Origin of the sequence: Enterococcus sp. HMSC061C05 (assembly GCF_001814765.1) — a bacterium.
Lineage (GTDB): Bacteria > Bacillota > Bacilli > Lactobacillales > Enterococcaceae > Enterococcus_B > Enterococcus_B lactis.
The window spans coordinates 1-19,411 of record NZ_KV817749.1 but is presented as its reverse complement, the minus strand read 5'-3'; the positions used below and the strand labels follow the sequence as shown (position 1 = coordinate 19,411).

Below are 19,411 nucleotides of genomic sequence, written 5' to 3'. Positions count from 1 at the left end.
AGTACTGCAATTCTTTCTAAAAAGAGGAAGGTTTCCTCTTTTTAGAAGTACATAGTAGGACTTCAAACATTAGAACAAATTACTAGCTGTTCAAATGAAAAACAATTATACCGCGAGAACATCCATTATGATCATTTGGGACGTAAAAGAATGCCATTCGATGAGGAATTAGGAGATAGCTAATTGGTTAATAGAAAAATAACATTCAATCAAAAAAAGGTCAGTCCTCATTAAAGCAAGACTGCCCTTTTTTTGATTATAGAAAAGTTATTTTTCTTTTCCCAACTTCAACTTCCGTATATTCAAGAAGTGCTGAGCAGTGACTGCCAAGGCACCGTATAAAATCGCATTGCCTTTCAAACGGGTGTTGCGTACCAAAATGTCTTTCGTAAACTGGCTTGTCAAGTTCGCATGGATTTGTTCGATCATTTGCGGATTTTTTTCGTAAAGCTTACTGTTGATGACGATCACATCTGGGTCATACATCATGATGATATTATTGATCCCGATGCTTAACAGGGCAGCATTTTTCTTGAGTAGAGCTGTGGCATCTGTGTCTCCCTTTTTGACATAATCAGTCAAGATATCTGAGTTGACATAGTCTAACCCTTTTAACTGGGCGAATTCTTCATAAACAGCTTTGCTGGAAGCATATTGTTCCAAGCATCCTGAATTCCCACAAGGACAAGGCCGACCATCAGGGTATAAAATCGAGTGACCAAGTTCCCCAGCCTTTCCATGTTTGCCGACTTGCAATTTCCCAGATGCCACGATCCCGCAGCCAATACCACTGTGTATACTAATACTTACAAGGTTTTGATAATGGGAAGAGAAGGTGTATTCTCCCAAAGCAGCCAAGTTTGCTTCGTTATGTAGGTAAATAGGAAAGTCATAATGATCAGCTAATTCTTTTTGTAAATCGATTTTGTGCAGATCATAATAGGGCGTAAAAATTGGGTGGTCTTCGAAAACTACGCCGTGGATACCGATCGTCATCCCGACAATTCCATGTGGCGTTTCTGGCAAGTCTCTTATCAATTGATGGATTGACTCTTGAATGTGATCAAACACGTTTGTAGCATCAATCGTGATCCGACGCTTAGAGATCGAAGAGAGGACAGTGCCGTCAATATAAGAAAGCATTCCTTCTAAATAATTATAGCCAATATCAAAAGAAAGAGCTGTGGCAGATTGGGGATTGAAAGTCAGCATGATCGGCTTTCTTCCTCCTGCAGTGGAGGCATCTCCGACACGGGTTTCAACAATCAGCTGATCATCTAGAAGTTTTTTAGTGATGTCTGACACAGATGCTTTGTTCAACCCTGTTGCAGTGGCTAATTCTGCGCGAAATACTTCTTTTTTGTCAATAATCGTTTTTAAAAGCGTTGCTTGGTTCAATTCGCGAATCGTATATTTACTTGAGATCATAGAAGTTCCTTTCTTGGTCCTCTGCTAGTAAAACCAACGTTATATGTTAAAGTATAGCGTGTCTTATTCCATTCGACAATGAAACATTTGTTATAAAAAAAGAATCAATTAAATGACAAATGAATTTTTTGAAAGCGCTTGACAAAGATAAAGAAAGTCGCTTATGATGCAATTGTAAATTAGTTTAGTGTACTAATCAACTAAAAACAAGGAGGAACAAGATGAGTTATTTTCCGATGATCAAAGAAGTAAAGTATGAAGGGCCAAGAACAGAAAATCCATTTGCTTATCGTCATTATGATCCTGAACAAGAAATCTTGGGGAAACCAATGAAAGAACATTTACGATTTGCAGCTGCTTACTGGCACACGATGACGCAAGACGGCTCTGATCCATTCGGCGACCCTGTGAATATTCGCTCTTGGGAAGGTGAGAATCCATTAGAAACAGCGAAAAACCGAGTAGAAGCATTTTTTGAACTTCTTGAAAAATTGCATATCGAATATTTTTGTTTCCATGATGTAGACATTGCTCCAGCTGGGGATTCTTTAGAAGAATTTTTCCAAAACATAGATACCATCACAGATTTGATCAAAGAAAAAATGGAACAGACTGGGATCAAGTTGCTTTGGAATACCGCCAATTTATTTTCTCATCCGCGTTTTGTCCATGGAGCAGCTTCGTCAAGCAACGCAGAAGTTTTTGCTTATGCTGCAGCTCAAGTAAAGAAAGGATTAGATGTCAGTAAAAAGCTAAATGGAAAGAACTACGTCTTCTGGGGCGGACGAGAAGGTTATGAGTCTTTGCTGAACACCGATATGAGATTCGAACAGGACAATATTGCGCGGTTATTCAAAATGGCGGTGGCATATGGTGAAAAAATCGAACATAAACCGCAATTTTTGATCGAACCTAAGCCCAAAGAACCTTCGAAACATCAATATGACTTTGACGCTGCTACGACAATGGCATTTATCCAGAAATATGATTTATCAGGAGACTTCAAACTCAATCTTGAAGCAAATCATGCGACTTTGGCAGGCCACACCTTTGAACATGAATTGACTGTTGCCCGATGCTATGATGCTTTGGGATCAATCGATGCCAATCAAGGAGATCTTCTTCTAGGGTGGGATACAGATGAATTTCCAACCAATATTTATGACACGACGCTAGCCATGTACGAAATTTTGAAAAATGGCGGGATCGCACCAGGAGGAATCAACTTTGATTCGAAAGTACGACGTTCTTCCTTTGAGATGGAAGATCTGTTACTTGCGCATATTGCTGGAATGGATACCTTTGCACGAGGATTGAAAGCTGCCGCACGATTGCTAGAAGAGGAGTTTTTCGAAACAATTAAAGAAAAACGTTATGCAAGCTATAAATCAGGTGTGGGAGAACGGATCGTCATGGATCAGGAAGATCTTGAATCACTGACAGAGTATGCTTTAGTACATGACCAAATAAAGAATGAGTCAAGTCACTTAGAATGGATCAAGTCGCGTTTGAACGATTACCTAGTATAGAAAGGAATTCTTTATGATAAATAACCCGATTTTAACTGGATTCCATCCAGATCCTAGTGTTTGTCGTGTTGGGAAAGATTATTATATCGCTGTTTCTACTTTTGAATGGTTCCCAGGTGTCATGATCTATCATTCAAAGGATTTAAAACATTGGCACTTGGTAAGTACGCCTGTCAACCGAACAAGTCAGCTGAATATGTTAGGGAACCCGGATTCTGGAGGTGTCTGGGCTCCTGCTTTGAGTTATCACGATGGGAAATTCTGGCTGATCTATTCCGATGTCAAGGAATTGAGTGGTAGTTGGAAAGACGTGAACAATTATTTGATTACATGTGATACCATCGACGGAAAATGGACAGATCCAATCTATTTGAATAGCTCAGGATTCGATCCTTCCTTGTTCCATGAGGAAGATGGGAAAAAGTACTTGGTCAATATGGTTTGGGATTATCGTCCTACTCGTCATTCTTTCTATGGAATCGCCCTTCAAGAATATTCACCAGAAGAAAGAAAATTGATTGTTCCATCAAAGATCATCTTTAAAGGGACGAATCGAAAATTGACAGAAGCACCTCATCTTTATAAAATCAACGGCTATTACTATTTGCTGACTGCAGAAGGTGGCACGAAGTATGAACATGCGGCAACCATTGCCCGATCAAAGAAAATCGAGGGTCCGTACGAAATCCATCCAGAGAATCCGTTGATTACTTCTTGGTCATATCCCGAACTGCCTTTGCAAAAAGCAGGTCATGGGTCGTTCGTTCAGACACATACAGATGAATGGTATTTTGTCCATTTGACAGCTAGACCACTAAAATACAAAGAAACACCGCTTTTAGAAAACAGAGGGTATTGCCCCTTAGGAAGGGAAACTGCGATCCAAAAAATAGAGTGGAAAGGGGGATGGCCGTATATAATTGAAGGGAATTTTCCAAAAAATACAGTGGAAAGCCCGTCCATACCAGAACAGATGTGGGAAAAAACACCTATCAAAGAATCATTCGATCAAGAACAGCTCCCTCTGCATTTTCAAACATTAAGGATTCCCTTTACCGAAGAAATCGGTAGTTTGACTGAGCGGAAAGGTTATTTGAGACTGTTTGGTCGAGAATCATTCCATTCGCTGTTCACCAAATCTTTAGTTGCTAGACGATGGCAGCATTTTTCATTTGAAGCCGTGACGAAAGTAGAATGTTCACCTGAGAATTTTATGCAACTAGCAGGAATGACGAATTATTACAATACTAAGAACTGGTCAAGCATCCATCTCACACATGATGAAGAGAAGGGACGGGTCATCGCTCTTTTAGATTGTGACAATGGACAATTATGTGAACCAGTCGGAATTATCCCTACACCCGATAATGTAAGCGCTGTATATTTAAAAACTATTGTTTCTTATGAGACATATCGTTATTCTTATTCATTCGACGGGAAAGTATGGATAGACGTTGGTCATACTTTTGATAGCTTAAAACTTTCCGATGATTATACTGCTGAAACCCAAGAAGGATTTTTCACGGGAGCATTTGTTGGTATGTTTGCCATCGATACTTCCGGCGCAAGACTGGCTGCAGATTTTGATTTCTTTTCGTATGAAGAAAAAGGAGGGAAGCCATGAAACAATGGAAGAAGCTGAGTGTCGCTTTATTAGGAGTCAGTCTGATAGGCGTACTAACTGCTTGCGGAACGAGCTCTGAACGTTCTTCAGAAGACAATTTAGAATTGACTGTGTGGACGTTCACAGACGAACTTTCGACGATGATCAATGAATATTATTTGCCAGCTCATGAATCTTTGGATTACGAGATAAAGATCGTAGAGATCCCTTCTGATCAATTTGAGACTAAATTAGATCCAGTGTTAGGAACAAGAAATGCGCCTGATGTCATTGCCTTAGAATCTGCGTTCGTAAAGAAATACGTCGAATCGGGATTGATGGCTGATCTAGGAGAATACGGTCTGGAAGAAGCGGCAAGTGATACCTACTTATATGTCAAGGATGTCGGAACTAGCAGAGAAGGGACTTTACATGCTTTAGCTTGGCAAGCAGCGCCTGGCGGATTTTATTATCGTGCTTCTCTTGCAGAATCACTTTTAGGGATCACAGACGCAGACCAGATGCAAGCGCAAATAGCTGATTACGAGAAATTTTATGAAGTGGCAAAAGAAGTCAAAGAAAACAGTGGTGGGACTGTCCAGATGATCTCCAGTGTCCAAGACTTAGCAAAACCATTTTTTGGCATGCGGGAATCAGGATGGGTGGAAGATGAAAAGCTAATCATCGATGATAAACTTCATGAATTAATGGATATTTCACGGCGATTTGTTGAAGAAGATTTGACGAAAGATACAGAAGGTCAATCAGAAGCATGGTTTGCTGGAATGAATGGCGAGACAGACTTTGGATATAGTCTGCCTACATGGGGATTACATTATTGGTTGAAACAAAATGCTGCTTCGGCAGACGGCTCTAGAACAACAGAAGGGGATTGGCGGATGATCCAAGGACCTTCTTCTTGGTTTTGGGGTGGTACATGGATCGGTGCCACGGACACCTCAGAAATGAAAGAAGAAGCAGCAGCGCTGATCCAATATCTAACTACTGACCCAGAATTTTTGGAACAATGGGCAAAAGATACGGGAGACTTTGTATCGAATGAACGGGTAGTAGAAGCAATCAAATCGTCTTACCAGGAAGACTTTCTGGGCGGGCAAAACCATTATGATGAATTTTCTGAAATGGTCCAATCAATCAATGCAAAAATTCTGACTGAATATGATCAAACAATCGAAACGTTGTTTATCGACCATTGCTTGACACCTTATTCTAAAGGAGAGACGGACAAAGAATCGGCTATCCAAAATTTCAAAGATGCCGTAGCGAATGCTTATCCTGATTTAGAAATCGATTAGCTGGGACAGTTGTCTAAAAGGTACAAGAAAGGAGATTCGAGTGAAAAAAGCTAGATTTGAGCGCTACAATCGTTATGGTTTATTATTCATTGCCCCATTTTTCTTAGCATTTCTAGTATTTCAGCTTTATCCAATCTTCTATACTATTTTTTTAAGCTTCACAGATTTGAAAGGATGGAATACAGAAGCCTCGATCGTCGGTTTCGAAAACTATGTCAATCTTTTGAACAATGCATTGTTCCTTCAATCAATCAGAAACACGTTGATTCTTTGGGGTGTGAATTTTGTCCCTCAGATTACGTTGGCGCTCCTTTTGGCTGCTTGGTTTACAAATCTCAAATTGAAGTTGAAGGGGACAGGTTTCTTTAAAATCATTTTCTATTTGCCAAACATTATTACAGCAGCGTCTGTAGCCGTTCTATTTTTTGCATTGTTCAGCTTTCCGATGGGGCCGATGAATCTGGTCCTGACTCATTTAGGCGTGTTGGAGCGACCGTTTGATTTTTTCCGAAGTGTGGCAAGTACACGCTTGATTGTCTCTTTTATTCAGTTTTGGATGTGGTATGGGCAGACAACGATTGTACTTGTTTCAGGGATATTAAGTATCGATCAGTCACTTTTCGAATCTGCCATGGTTGATGGCGCAAGTGATGCTCAGATTTTTCGAAAGATCACGTTGCCGTTATTGAAACCTATCATGCTGTATACTTTAGTGACGTCATTGATCGGGGGTCTGCAGATGTTCGATATCCCGTTTTTATTGACTAACGGAAATCCTGACAATAGTGTCAACACGATCACGATGTTCATCTACAAACAAGCATTTACTGGTAGTCGGAATTTTCAGATTGCTGCGACAGCTTCAGTCATTTTGTTAGGGATGTCGATTCTTTTGAGTACATTGCTTTTCCGGTTTTTCCAAGAAAAGAGCAAAGTGAGGGGAAGAAATGGATAAACACTATCGGTTGCAACGTCTGCTGATTTATGGATTCATGTTGTTACTTACGTTTTTGAGTATTTTTCCCTTTTGGGTCGTTCTGGTGAATTCCACACGTTCAGCAGAGCAAATACAACAAGGGCTATCCTTACTTCCGGGAACACAGTTAGCAGCGAATTGGCATGTTTTGAGGAATAAAGGATTCGATGTGTTCAACGGATTCCAAAATAGTTTGGTGATCTCAGCTGGTGCTACGTTATTGAATGTCTATTTCTCTGCCTTAACTGCGTATGGATTGATTGCTTACCGCTTCAAAGGAAAAAGGCTTGCTTTTGCCGTTATTCTTGGATTGATCATGATTCCTCAGCAGATCAGTATGATTGGTTTTTATCAATTTATGAATCGGTTGGATTTGCTGAATAGCTATATTCCATTGATCTTTCCAGCGATTGCATCGCCTACGACTGTCTTCTTTTTGAAACAATATCTGGAGACTGTCTATCATTCCGATTTGGCAGATTCAGCGCGTTTAGATGGTGCAGGAGAGCTGAAGATTTTCCATAAAGTGATGCTTCCTTTGATGAAACCGGGATTAGCGACGATGGCTATATTTTCATTCGTGACTACTTGGAACAATTTTTTGATGCCGCTGATCTTGATCAACGATACTGACAAATTTACCTTGCCGATGTTGATCCAGCTGTTAAAAACCGATGTCTATCGTACAGAATTCGGCAGTATGTATCTAGGGATTTCTCTCAGTATCGCACCGCTTCTGCTGATTTATCTGTTTTTATCGAAGTACATTATAGGTGGCGTGACTGCAGGTGGGATCAAAGAATAGGAAAAACAGACATTGTCAGCAGTCGTTTTTGATAGGATAATAAAAACAAGGCAGGTGGTTAAATGTATATTTTAGGTATTGATCTAGGAACTAGTTCATTGAAGGGATTAGTAATGGATAGGAATGGGACGATCCAGGGTGCGGCGAGCGAAGACTATCCGTTGCTACAACCAGAAGCTGGATTTAGTGAACAAGATCCTAAAGACTGGATCCAAGCTTGTGGTCAAGTGATCGAAGAATTAGCTGAAAAAGTGCCTGATTTTACTCAAAAAATAGAAGGAATCAGTTTTTCTGGTCAAATGCACAGTTTAGTCGTACTAGATGAAGCGAACCAACCGTTAAGAAATGCGATTTTATGGAATGATGTGCGTACAACCAAAGAATGTGAAGAAATAATGGAAAACTTTGGTGATCGATTACTTGAGATTACCAATAATCGCGCATTAGAAGGTTTTACGTTGCCTAAAATGCTATGGCTTCAAGAAAATGAGCCGGAATTATGGGCAAATGTTCGTCATGTTTTATTGCCGAAAGATTACCTTGGGTTTTGGCTGACAGGAAACCAGCAGATGGATTATTCAGATGCTGCAGGTACGTTATTACTTGATATGGAAAGAAAAACATGGTCTGAGGAGCTCTTACAGACTTTCCATATCTCTCCTAAAATATTGCCTCCGCTTGTATCTTCTACTACTTGCATTGGATCGGTACGCAAAGAACTAGCAGAACAATTTGGTTTTCACAAAGAAGTAAAGGTATTTGCTGGCGGAGCAGACAATGCATGTGCTGCTTTAGGTGCTGGGATCATCCAAGATGGCGCAGCTATGGTCAGTATTGGAACCTCAGGAGTATTTTTGTCTTATGAGAAAAATAACCAAAAGTCTTATGAAGGCAAACTTCATTTATTCCATCATGCAATAAATGATGCTTATTATTCTATGGGAGTGACATTAGCTGCGGGACACAGTCTCAATTGGTTCAAAAAGACTTTTGCCAAAGGACTTTCTTTTGACGAACTGCTGCAAGGAATCGAAAAGATCGAGCCAGGTTCAAATGGATTATTGTTTACACCCTATCTCTCAGGGGAACGAACACCGTACGCCGATAGTCAGATACGGGGGAGTTTCATTGGTATGGATACTCGACATACACTTAGCCATTTTACCCGAGCAGTGTTGGAAGGAATCACCTTTTCATTGAAAGATTCGCAACAGTTGATGGAAGAACTAGCGGGTCGCAGATTTACACGTATTGTTTCGGTGGGAGGAGGCGCGAAAAATCTTGCATGGCTACAAATCCAAGCAGATATTTTCGATGCAACGATCTATTGTTTAAGTGTGGAGGAAGGACCTGCATTAGGCGCAACAATGATTGCTGCATTAGGATTAGGGTGGTTCGATACACCTGAAAGCTGTTGTCAGTTTTTTATCCAATATACAGATGCAGTGGAACCTCTCTCACAAAATGTAGAAAAGTATCGCAAAATCTATCAACAATACCGAAAAATCTACCCAGCAACGAAGGAAATCTGTCATAATCTATAAAACAGAAGGGCTGTGACAAAAGTTTTGTCACAGTCTCTTCTTATTTCTTGAATCTGACCACTTCTGTCACAATCTTTTCCATCTTCTTTACTTCAACCTTGGTTCGATTCTTTTCATCTCAGCAATCAATGCTTTTCTGCGCGGATATTTTTCTCGAAGTTCTTTGGTCAACAATTTAGCTGTCACAAGTCCGTTTGGCAAGCTAGCCATTTTTTCTATTTGGTTGCCAAGTTTTTGGTATTCCAATTTTGTCGCAAAATTAGCTACGTTTTGACGTAATTCAAATTCATATTTTTGTAATAACTGTTTAGGACAATAGTTTTTCAAGATATCAAAGTACCGGTCGACCATGATCAATCTGTCTGTGCTTTTTACATAATCCCACAATAAATCATAACAACCTTCTGCTGCATAAAAACGATCCACATTTTTATGATATTTAAGAGCTGAAAATAGTTCATTACGTATGATCGGCCATGTTTCAGGTGGACATGCGTTTTTTAGTTTTTCCAATGTAGGGAAGTGAATACTGTCAGATGCTAATAAACGTTTTTTCAAATTTTCTATTTTACTTGTATCATCCGTATTTTTTAAAGTAGAGCCAGTTGTTTTTTTGATGGATTTAGTCTGCTTTTCCGCGTGTGTTTGTCCTTTTTTGTGGGGTTCGCCTTTTTTTACAGATTCTTTTCGTTTTTTGGCTATTTTTTTCTTTTGGCTAGAAAACTCTTTTTCCTGAAATTCTTCTTTCAGGATTTTTATGGAGTATTTTTTTGAATAAGAGGCGTCAGTATGATCGACTTGGCAGACGAACCAAGAGAACATTTGCCTTTTTTCTGCACGGGGTGCTTCTGCTAATAATTCTTTCCATAAATAATAACAGTCCTCTATCAGAAGAAGTGATCGTTCGTCCGCAGGCTCCAAGTAGCATGTTTCAAGAGTAGCAATCACTTCATTGATCAATTCGAATGCGGGAAGATAGGCATTTTGCTGTATAAGCGACTCAACAGCTTCTTGGATGAACTTTCGCATCTCCATGATGAACTTCGCTGTTTTCCTGTTTTTGTTTTTTCCGATAGGATGATCGTATTTGTGGATGATCGTTGCTAATTTATCTGTGTAGTTTACTGCATGGAGCGGGATCTTCTCTTTGAAGCGTTCGATAAATTGCGGATGTTCTATAAGAATCTCTGTTAAAAGTTCCCGTACAAGAGAGGAACTAGCGGAAGAAACAAGGGAAGAGAGTTCGGAAAGCGAGTAGTTGGATTTTTTTATTGGACGTTCTTCGTAAGCGAATAAGACAGCAGCCATGTGCTTGCAGTTTTTTCCTTCTGTGGCATATAGACAATCGCAAGTCATATTCGTCTTTTCATCCCATGTGATCACTACCTTATAATCTTCCGTGCCAGAAACTGTTGCGGTCAAGTGTTTACTCGTATAGTTCAAATGACTGACAAACCCGTGCAGATGATAGCTATACCCGCGTTCCAAAATGTTTTCAGGAAAAAGCTCAAGCCAATTATTCATATAGTTCTCCTTTCATGAAACATTTGTTTATATTTAGTATAAAGAATCGTCAAAGAAAAAAGTAGCTGATTTTACCATATCTGTGAAGCAACTTTTTCTCGAATTGTCAAAAATTAATTCTGCGTTCCTTTTCTTAGAGAATGGGAGAAAAAGTAAAAAAATAGCGTATTTTAAAGATGGAACTTTTTGTTTTTTTATTTATCTGGCAAAAATGAAGGAATTTTGTTGGAAATAAATAATGGTTTCAATCGATAAAAGAGGTATGATGTAACGCAAAGAAAGGTTCAAGCAGCGTTCGTATCAACAGTCCGAATAGCCGCTTGCTTTGTACAGTAGATAGTAAGCGGTTTAACGAAGGGGATAAAAGCTATTTTTCCTGCTTTGTTAACTTAGAATGTGTCTTCCCCAAAATTCATTTTTTCTAAAGGTAAAACATAAGTAGGCAGATAGTACCAATTATCCGTTACAAAACGCTGCTTGAGAATTTTCTTTAAATCCATACAAATTTTTCTATACCCGACTAAATTGGTTCCTGATTCATCAAGTAATTGACTTTCTTTGATAATATGATAAAAAGGCAAGCAAGGAGGAAGATAAACATGCTTAAAGATCTGAACCAATTGATTGATTACATCGAAGAACATTTGACAGAAAGTCTTACCTATAAAAAAATAGCCGAAAATACAGGAATCTCTGAATATCAGTTAAAGCGCATCTTTACGTTTATTGCAGGGATGTCTCTGATGGACTATATCAAAAACCGTAGATTGGCTTTGGCTAATCGCGATCTTCTAGGTGGGGAAAAAGTAACAGAAACGGCGTTTAGATATGGATATGAAACAGTCGAAGGTTTTTCAAGAGCTTTTCGTGATTGGTCAGGTTATCTGCCTTCAGAAATCAGCAGATATGGCATACAAAAATCTTTTCCACGCTTGACATTTTTTATTGATGTCAGAGGAGGAAAATCGATGGAATTTCGTATCGAAAAGAAAGAACAGTTTTATGTGGCAGGTGTGGCGAAAAAAGTCCCTGTCCAATTTGAAGGAGTTAATCAAGAAATACAAAAGTTAGCGCAGACGATCACGGAGGCTCAAAGGGAAGAGATGCATAAGTTAGGAGATTTATATCCACATCAAGTAATCAACGTTTCTTATGGATTTGATGGAGACCGCTTGGAAGAAAAGGGTAGTTTGATGCACATGATCGGCTTTGCTACGACAAAAGAAAATCCGTACGCTGATTTAGAAATGTTTGCTATAGAAGAACACACTTGGGCCATTTTTCCTAATAAAGGACCATTTCCCCAAACTTTACAAGACACTTGGGGGAAAATCTATGCAGAATGGCTTCCTTCTTCAGATTATGAGTTAGTTGAAGCTCCCGAGATCTCTTTTACAAAATGGGGAGAGTACTTCAGTCATGTTTACAGTGAAATTTGGATTGCAGTGAAAGCAAAAAAATAGTTAAAAAATGAAAGTATCCCTACAAGAAGAGCGTAATCGTGTCATTTCTCTTTAATTTTATGTAAGATGAACTTAACATAATAGAAAGGGTGGGAGAAATGGCAAAGTATAAGATTGAAGAAAAACCAGAGTTTGCAGTGACAGGTATTGGTGTGGAATTGAAAAGTAGCAATACAGATTTTGTCGGTTTGGCAGCAGAGAAGCAAGCCTTTGAGCAAAAAGTCATCAGTGACGGAACAATAGACACCTTGAAACAAGCTGCTGAAAATCATTATTTCTTTACAGTCAACGAACTCTATGACGGGAAAATGATGTACTATGTCGGTGTTCAAACGAGTCAGGATATTCCTAACACTACGAGAATCATCCCATTTCCAAAAGGAACGTATCTCGTTGTAAGCGCTTCATCGGAGTCGCCTGAAGAACTAAGGAACGATTTGACGAATACGGCCTTTGGACATGTTTTAAGAGAAGTAGAAGATTACGCCTATGTTGGGGGACCGAATGCTGTCGTTGAAATGGGTGTTGCCGATGGGAAATACATTGGAGAAATCTGGATATCGGTAGTCAACAAACCATGATAATATAGAGGTCGTGAAAGTAGCGTTTTGACCTGAGCATTAGAGAGGAAAAATGGAAAATAGCTTTCCATATTTTGTATTTTTCAGAACTAATGCCGAGGGTCAGCTACTTGAACACCGTTTATCCAGACGTCATGACTTCAGCGCTTTGACCTGAGCATTAGAGAGGAAAAAGAGGCATGACAAGGATTTTGTTCCTCGGAGAATAAAAGAATTTATGTAGACGATTCCGATCAGAAAAATGCAGGCCCAATAGAGAGAATTATAAAAATCTCTCTACGAGGCCTGTGTTTTCTGGTCTTTTTTCTTTTTCCAAAACGGCTATTTTATGTATCAGACTATCAAGTGTGATCTTAGCCATTTCTTCTTCTGCTTTTTTCTGCAGCCGAGCGTAGCTTTCTTCTAAAGCTTCTTGGATATTTGCACCAACGACGCAATTTGGGTTTGTTTTTGGATCGACTTGGATAAGCTGTGTATTACCTTCAATGCTACGATAGACATCTAGTAAAGAAATCTGATCTGGTCTTTTGGCAAGGGAAGGTTGCGGTTTTCCGGTTTTTGTAAGGATCAAGCCGGATTTTTTGAGCTGACTCATGATTTTACGTACATTTGCTGCATTTGTTTCGATACTGCTGGCAATCATCTCACTAGAAAGCAATCGGGTATCTTGAAACACTTCAATATAGGCAAGTACATGGATTGCATCACTAAATTGCAGAGAATACTTCATCAGTTGTCATCCTTTCATTTTTTTGCTTGACTTATCTTACCACACTCTTTATGATAAAGGTGTAATTTATAAATGTACAGCTATAAATCTTAACAAATAAAAAGAATAAGGAGTGGGAAAGATGCATTATTTAGTAACAGGAGCAACTGGAGGTTTTGGTGGTTATGCGCTGGAATTCTTAAAAAAGATGGTTCCACAAAATGAAATCTATGCACTAGTACGTAGTGAAGAAAAAGGAGAAGCACTGAAAGAAGCTGGATTTAACATACGTATTGGTGATTATGATGAGTTAGATTCAATGAAAGAAGCGTTGAAAGGAATAGATCGATTGCTTTTTGTCTCTGGCGTTCCAGGAAATCGCCAAGCCGAACATGAGAATGTAGTGAAAGCAGCGCAAGCAGCCGGGGTATCTTATATCGCTTATACAAGTTTTGCAGATGCCGATCACTCAATCAGTGTATTAGCGCCAGATCACCAATTCACTGAAAAAACGATTAAGGATTCAGGTATTCCCCATACATTTTTACGGAACAATTGGTATGTAGAGAATGAATTACCTATCATTGGGCAAGCTTTAAAAACTGGTCAATTCGTTTATGCTGCAGGAAATGGAAAAACAGGTTGGGCATTGAAACGTGAATATGCAGAAGCCGCAGCAAAAGTACTAGTAGAGAATGACTCCCCAGAAATCTTAGAATTATCCGGCCATCTAACTGACTATGAAGAATTAGCCAAGGCATTAGAGCGTGCGACAGGTAAAGAGTTAGAAATTATTGAAGCAAGTGATGCAGCGTTTGTCGAAAATCTAAAAGAAGCCGGATTCCCTCAAGAAGCAGCTGACATGTTTTTAGCGATCCAACATGATATCAAAAAGGGTCAGTTAGCTGTTTCTTCTGATGATTTAGAAAAAGTTTTGGAAAAACCATTAGTCTCTCTTGAAGCAGCATTGAAAGAAATATTGGATCAGGAATAATGGATGATATAAAGAGGTTGTGAAAAAGCCGCTTAGTTTTGAGTATGAAGAAAAATTTTATGAAAATGGCTTTCCACATTTTTGCATAAATTTGACTTCATGCCGATAAACTGGTTTTTGAACACCGTTTACCAGAGGTTGTAAAAAAGCTGTTCTGCATCAAGTAATAAGAAGAGTCAAATAAAAAATAGCTCTTCATATGTTTCGTTTGGCTGGACTTATTACCGCGGAGTTGGCAGGAGAACGCCGTTTTTATTCGGAAAAAGCAGCTGAGACAAGATTTTTGTCTCAGCTGCTTTTGTTTATCGATAAAAAAGTCTGGGGAAGACGATGGCTCAGGCTTTGTTGGAAACAGAGCCGATTTTATCATTTGCTTTTACATCACGTGCGGGTTCGATTTCTAAGCTTTGGACTTTGTCGCCATTTGTGAATACAACGACCATATCCGTGTTTTTGCCTGCAGATTGAATAGCAGCAAGATCAACTAAAGCAATCAATTGACCTCTTGCGACTTTTTGACCTTCTTCTACATATAAAGTGAATGGTTCGCCTTTTAAGTCAACAGTGTTGATGCCCATATGAAGCAAGACTTCGATACCAGCATCTGTTTGGATTCCGACCGCATGTTTCGTTGGGAAAATGTTTGTGATCGTACCAGCGATTGGAGAGAAGATTTCTCCATTTTCTGGTAATACAGCATAGCCGTCACCCATCATTTTTTCCGCGAATACATCATCTGAAACTTCAGTGATTGGAATCAGTTTCCCATTTGCGATAGCGTAAATATCTTGTTCGATCGTTCCACCGGCAAATGTTTCTGTTTTAACCACGGTGTTTGTTTGTGCAGGTCGTGCTGCAGCACCACCATGTAGTTTTGCCATCTCATCTGCAACGAATTGTACTTCTGTACCTACGATGACTTGCGCATTTTTCCCATCAATGATTTTCATTCCAGGTACGCCAGTGGCTTTGATTTTGTTTTGATCGATCAGGCCTGTATCTTTGACTTGCAAACGAAGACGTGTAGTACAGTTGTCGATTGAAGTTACATTGTCAGCTCCGCCTAATGCAGCGTAGATTTTGTTTGCTTGTGCCGCATATTTATTGTCTGAATTAGTCGCTGCAGTATCGTCATCTGAAAGATCTGCTTCCTCGCGGCCAGGAGTCATCAGATGGAATTTTTTGATAGCAAAGTTAAAACCAAAATAGTAAATCACTGCTGTTACTAACCCTTGGACAATCAACATCAAAGGCTGATTCGCAATCGGATTTTTCAAAGATAGGAAGTAATCGACAAATCCGGCACTAAAGGCAAATCCTGCTGTCCAATGGAAGAATGCACTCACTGCTAAAGAAATCCCAGTGAAAATGGCATGCAAGACATATAATGGCCAAGCAACGAACATAAATGAGAATTCAAGTGGTTCTGTTACACCAGTAAAGAATGAAGCAAAAGCTGCTGCTAACATCAATGAAGCTGTTTTTGCTTTGTTTTCTGGACGGGCATTTCTGTAAATAGCATATGCTCCTGCTGGAAGCCCGAACATCATGATTGGGAAAAATCCAGCTTGATACATTCCTGTTACGCCTTTTGTTCCTTCAGAAGCCAAGAATTTACCGATATCATTGATTCCAGCTACGTCAAACCAGAACACGGAGTTCATTGCTTGATGCAATCCTGTAGGGATCAGTAAACGGTTGAAGAAGCCATAAAGACCTGCACCAACCCAGCCTAAACTCAAAATGAATTTAGCAAAAGAAACTAAAGCAGAGTAAACCGGAGGCCATACGAGCAGTAGCACTGCACTGATCAGCAGCATGACGAAGGCAGCCAAGATTGGCACTAAACGCTTGCCGCTAAAGAAAGATAAAGCCATCGGTAATTTTGCTTCGTGGAAACGATTATAAAGAGCTGCCGCAATCAATCCGGCAATAATACCAATAAATACGTTACTGATCTGAGCAAAAGATGGATCAACTGATTCTGGTTTGATATTCAATAAAGTAGCTACTGAATCAGTTTTTAAAACATTTACTGGAACTTCAAATGCAACCAAACCTGCCAAGGCAGCAGCACCTGATTTGTCCACTGACATCCCTAGTGCTAACCCAACAGCAAACAGCAAAGGCAATTGACCTAAAACTGCGTTACCGCCAGCTTGTAAAAAATGAGCGACAATGTCGTTACTATAAGATGCCCACCAGTTTCCGATCCCTACTAGCAAAGCAGCAGCAGGTAAGACCGCAACTGGGAGTTGAAGGGAACGTCCCATTCGTTGTAGATATGCTTTCAATTTTTTTCCTCCTCATGATTGTTAACATTTGTTTGTACGATTGCGCTTCTTAAACGCTCGATATGGATGGCCAAGTAACCCAGTTCTTCTTTCGTGATCGCGAGCTGGTATTCTTTGGTCAGCAACACACGGATTTTTTTAGAAATCTTATAGCTTTCTGGGTATTTTCGTTTGACCATTTCTACGATTTCCGTATCTAAGACAGCATATTGTTGCGCATGGGTTCGTTGTAGAAGCAGTCGTAAATGATTCACCAGTCTTGAATAATTCAGTGAAAATGGTTCTGAATGGATATCTGTTTCCAATTCTGATTCCACTAAATGGATGATATCAGATACAATCGTCACTTCACGGATACTGCGATGGTTATTATTTCGACCGCTTCGTCCGCTGTGGATATGGATTGCGATATATCCTGCTTCGTCATAAGTGTATGGAATCCCAAGCTCTTTTGTCAGATATTCTACTGCCCATTGAGCAATACTGAATTCATCACTGTAAAGCACTTCGATTTCTCTCAAAAGCTTATTGCGGATGACGATACCGTTATTGATGTTCTCCGCAGAAAAAGCAATGTGGTCGGTCAAAGCGATCAACACATGTTCATTCAGTTTCTCCATCAAGACAGTTTCCGCATGATCGATGATTGTTTCTGCTGCAAACAAAAAGCGTTCATCGATCTGATTGAGTAGATTTTGCAATTTGATTTGTCCTTCTGGCTCCATGACGAATATCCGCTCAATATCACGATCAAAGATCAAATCATTTCTTTTTCTGTCAAATCCAATTCCTTTTCCAATAGCTACTTTTTCCTGCCCACCGTCATCTACCAATACTGCATTTTGATTAAAGATCTTTTTGATTTTCATGCGCGCACCCTTTTTGAAGATTTGGTTTTCATGTCTGCTAGACCAGTTGATTGCGGCCAAACAAAAATAGACACGAAAAACCTCCTAGGGAAACCATGTTCCTCAGAGATTTTTCATGCCTAGTATGATCTAGTCACATGAAACGAATTATTGTTAACGTAATCATTTTATATAGACAGTTATGTTTTGTCAATTCTTTTTTTATAATTATAGTAATTTAATGGAATATATGAGGATCATTGAGAGCACAAAATAAAGAAACGTATGTTATTTAATTATGAGCATTGACTTACTTTTACTTTTTTAGTTACACTGTTATTTAGGTAAAGTTTCATATTTAAAGGAGAAAAAGAATGAAAGCAAGAAATTTATTATTTAGCGTTATTCTTTTAGGAAATCTAGCAGTTGCCAACACAACCGTGCTAGCTGAAGAAACGACAGGAACAGTCACAGCTCAGACAACGAGTTCTTCAGAAATAGGAATTGAAAACGATACAGAAAGTACGTTGCAGTCAGCTACTGTCTCCGAAAATACGGTTTCAACTGAAGAATCAACAACAGGGACAACAGAACAACCGCAAACGGAAGAAAGCACATCAGCAGAAGCTCAGAAAAATCCAGAGAATGCGGAAGAAATCACGAACCAATTGACAGATGGACAAACATTGACACATACCCATCAAGCAGATTTGTCTGAATTCGAAAACTATACTGGCTACGCTTTTTCTGCCCGCTCATCTGCTAATTCTCAACAAGCATTTATTGATAGTATTGCATCCACTGCACAAAGCTTGGCAAGTGCCAATGACTTATACGCCTCAGTCATGATTGCACAAGCAATCGTTGAAAGCGGCTGGGGGAACAGTGCCTTGGCTTCTGCTCCTAATTACAATCTATTTGGAATCAAAGGAAGCTATAATGGCCAATCTGTTACGATGCCTACTTCGGAATATGTCAATGGACAATGGATCACGGTAAATGCTGCTTTTAGAAAATATCCTTCGTACAAAGAATCATTACAAGATAATGTGACGGTATTGAAGACGACTTCTTTCCAGCCGGGCGTGTATTACTATTCTGGTGCATGGAAAAGCAATACGAACTCTTACAAGGATGCTACAGCTTGGTTGACCGGTCGTTATGCCACTGCGCCTAATTATGGTGCTACACTAAACAATGTAATCGAGACTTACAATCTGACGCAGTATGATACAGCACCAACTTCAACTTCTCCAATGTATCGTCTATATAATCGTCATACAGGAGAGCATTTGTATACATTGAATGCCGGCGAAAAAAATTATCTGCCAACTGTAGGCTGGGAATATGAAGGAATTGCTTGGCAAGCACCAAACAGTGGACAGCCTGTCTACCGTTTATACAATCCTTACAGCGGAGACCATCATTACACAATGGCGCAATCTGAGATCAACTCCTTAACAAAAATCGGTTGGCGCTACGAAGGTCTAAGTTTTTATTCTGGTGGTTCCAAGCCAATCTATCGATTATTCAATCCAAATGAAAAAACTGGTACCCATCACTATACCTTAAGTGCGAAAGAAAGAGATTGGCTAACGCCAATGGGCTGGAGATATGAAGGAATAGGATTTTATGGTTATTAAAAAGAGGTTGTGACAGAAGTGGTCAGCTTCAAGAAATAAGAAGGAATTGACGACAATTGTTTCTCCAATTTTTGTGAGATTTCAGCTTTTTCTCGAAGAAGGTACTTCTGGAACACCATGTATCAGAGGTTGTGAAATCAGCGTCCTGACCTGA

Annotated in this window: 14 protein-coding genes and 1 pseudogene; 10 read left to right on the top strand and 5 right to left on the bottom strand. The window is 39.5% G+C overall.

The window, feature by feature from the left end; translation table 11 throughout:
• Positions 1-267: 267 nt before the first annotated feature.
• Positions 268-1,428, bottom strand: a complete 1,161-nt coding sequence (locus HMPREF2988_RS09200) for an ROK family transcriptional regulator (RefSeq protein ID WP_070770494.1) — start codon at positions 1,426-1,428, stop codon at positions 268-270.
• 221 nt (positions 1,429-1,649) lie between these two features.
• Between HMPREF2988_RS09200 and xylA the strand changes: the two genes are divergently transcribed.
• The 6 genes from xylA to xylB all read left to right on the top strand — a co-directional run bounded on the left by xylA (position 1,650) and on the right by xylB (position 9,201).
• Entirely contained in the window at positions 1,650-2,957 is a 1,308-nt protein-coding gene (xylA, locus tag HMPREF2988_RS09195; RefSeq protein WP_070770492.1) for a xylose isomerase, read from the top strand.
• 13 nt (positions 2,958-2,970) lie between these two features.
• On the top strand, positions 2,971-4,581 hold the full coding sequence (locus tag HMPREF2988_RS09190) for a glycoside hydrolase family 43 protein (protein ID WP_070770491.1): 1,611 nt from the start codon (positions 2,971-2,973) through the stop codon (positions 4,579-4,581).
• On the top strand, positions 4,578-5,876 hold the full coding sequence (locus tag HMPREF2988_RS09185) for an ABC transporter substrate-binding protein (RefSeq protein ID WP_070770490.1): 1,299 nt from the start codon (positions 4,578-4,580) through the stop codon (positions 5,874-5,876). The genes HMPREF2988_RS09190 and HMPREF2988_RS09185 overlap by 4 nt, the downstream gene beginning before the upstream one ends.
• Before the next feature lie 40 nt (positions 5,877-5,916).
• On the top strand, positions 5,917-6,831 hold the full coding sequence (locus HMPREF2988_RS09180) for a carbohydrate ABC transporter permease (protein ID WP_002335286.1): 915 nt from the start codon (positions 5,917-5,919) through the stop codon (positions 6,829-6,831).
• Positions 6,824-7,657, top strand: coding sequence for a carbohydrate ABC transporter permease (locus HMPREF2988_RS09175; protein WP_002315855.1), 834 nt, complete (start codon positions 6,824-6,826; stop codon positions 7,655-7,657). The genes HMPREF2988_RS09180 and HMPREF2988_RS09175 overlap by 8 nt, the downstream gene beginning before the upstream one ends.
• Positions 7,658-7,719: 62 nt before the next feature.
• Positions 7,720-9,201: a xylulokinase gene (gene xylB, locus HMPREF2988_RS09170; RefSeq protein ID WP_070770488.1), complete on the top strand. Its 1,482-nt coding sequence runs from the start codon at positions 7,720-7,722 to the stop codon at positions 9,199-9,201.
• A 681-nt stretch (positions 9,202-9,882) separates the two neighbouring features.
• Here xylB and HMPREF2988_RS13910 read toward each other — a convergent pair.
• Positions 9,883-10,725, bottom strand: a pseudogene (locus HMPREF2988_RS13910) (SWIM zinc finger domain-containing protein); the annotation flags it as partial.
• 599 nt (positions 10,726-11,324) lie between these two features.
• Between HMPREF2988_RS13910 and HMPREF2988_RS09155 the strand changes: the two are divergent.
• Together HMPREF2988_RS09155 and HMPREF2988_RS09150 are read left to right on the top strand one after the other, a co-directional pair.
• A complete protein-coding gene (locus tag HMPREF2988_RS09155) occupies positions 11,325-12,188 on the top strand; it encodes an AraC family transcriptional regulator (protein WP_070770486.1) in 864 nt (287 codons plus the stop codon).
• Positions 12,189-12,286: 98 nt separating this feature from the next.
• The gene (locus tag HMPREF2988_RS09150; protein ID WP_070770485.1) at positions 12,287-12,769 is read left to right on the top strand and encodes a GyrI-like domain-containing protein; all 483 of its coding nucleotides are present in this window, start codon (positions 12,287-12,289) and stop codon (positions 12,767-12,769) included.
• A 262-nt stretch (positions 12,770-13,031) separates the two neighbouring features.
• On the opposite strand, the gene HMPREF2988_RS09145 is transcribed toward HMPREF2988_RS09150, so the two are convergent.
• On the bottom strand, positions 13,032-13,499 hold the full coding sequence (locus tag HMPREF2988_RS09145; RefSeq protein ID WP_070770484.1) for an Rrf2 family transcriptional regulator: 468 nt from the start codon (positions 13,497-13,499) through the stop codon (positions 13,032-13,034).
• Positions 13,500-13,620: 121 nt separating this feature from the next.
• On the opposite strand from HMPREF2988_RS09145, the gene HMPREF2988_RS09140 reads away from it, so the two are divergent.
• Positions 13,621-14,472, top strand: a complete 852-nt coding sequence (locus HMPREF2988_RS09140) for an SDR family oxidoreductase (protein ID WP_070770483.1) — start codon at positions 13,621-13,623, stop codon at positions 14,470-14,472.
• Positions 14,473-14,807: 335 nt separating this feature from the next.
• On the opposite strand, the gene nagE is transcribed toward HMPREF2988_RS09140, so the two are convergent.
• Positions 14,808-16,766 (bottom strand): N-acetylglucosamine-specific PTS transporter subunit IIBC, encoded by a 1,959-nt coding sequence (nagE, locus tag HMPREF2988_RS09135; RefSeq protein ID WP_070770482.1) that lies wholly within the window; start codon positions 16,764-16,766, stop codon positions 14,808-14,810.
• Complete coding sequence (locus HMPREF2988_RS09130) at positions 16,763-17,635, bottom strand: PRD domain-containing protein (protein WP_002310480.1); 873 nt, start codon at positions 17,633-17,635, stop codon at positions 16,763-16,765. Before HMPREF2988_RS09130 ends, nagE begins: the two co-directional genes overlap by 4 nt.
• Before the next feature lie 353 nt (positions 17,636-17,988).
• Between HMPREF2988_RS09130 and HMPREF2988_RS09125 the strand changes: the two genes are divergently transcribed.
• Entirely contained in the window at positions 17,989-19,257 is a 1,269-nt protein-coding gene (locus tag HMPREF2988_RS09125; protein ID WP_002343128.1) for a glycoside hydrolase family 73 protein, read from the top strand.
• The last annotated feature ends 154 nt before the right edge of the window (positions 19,258-19,411 follow it).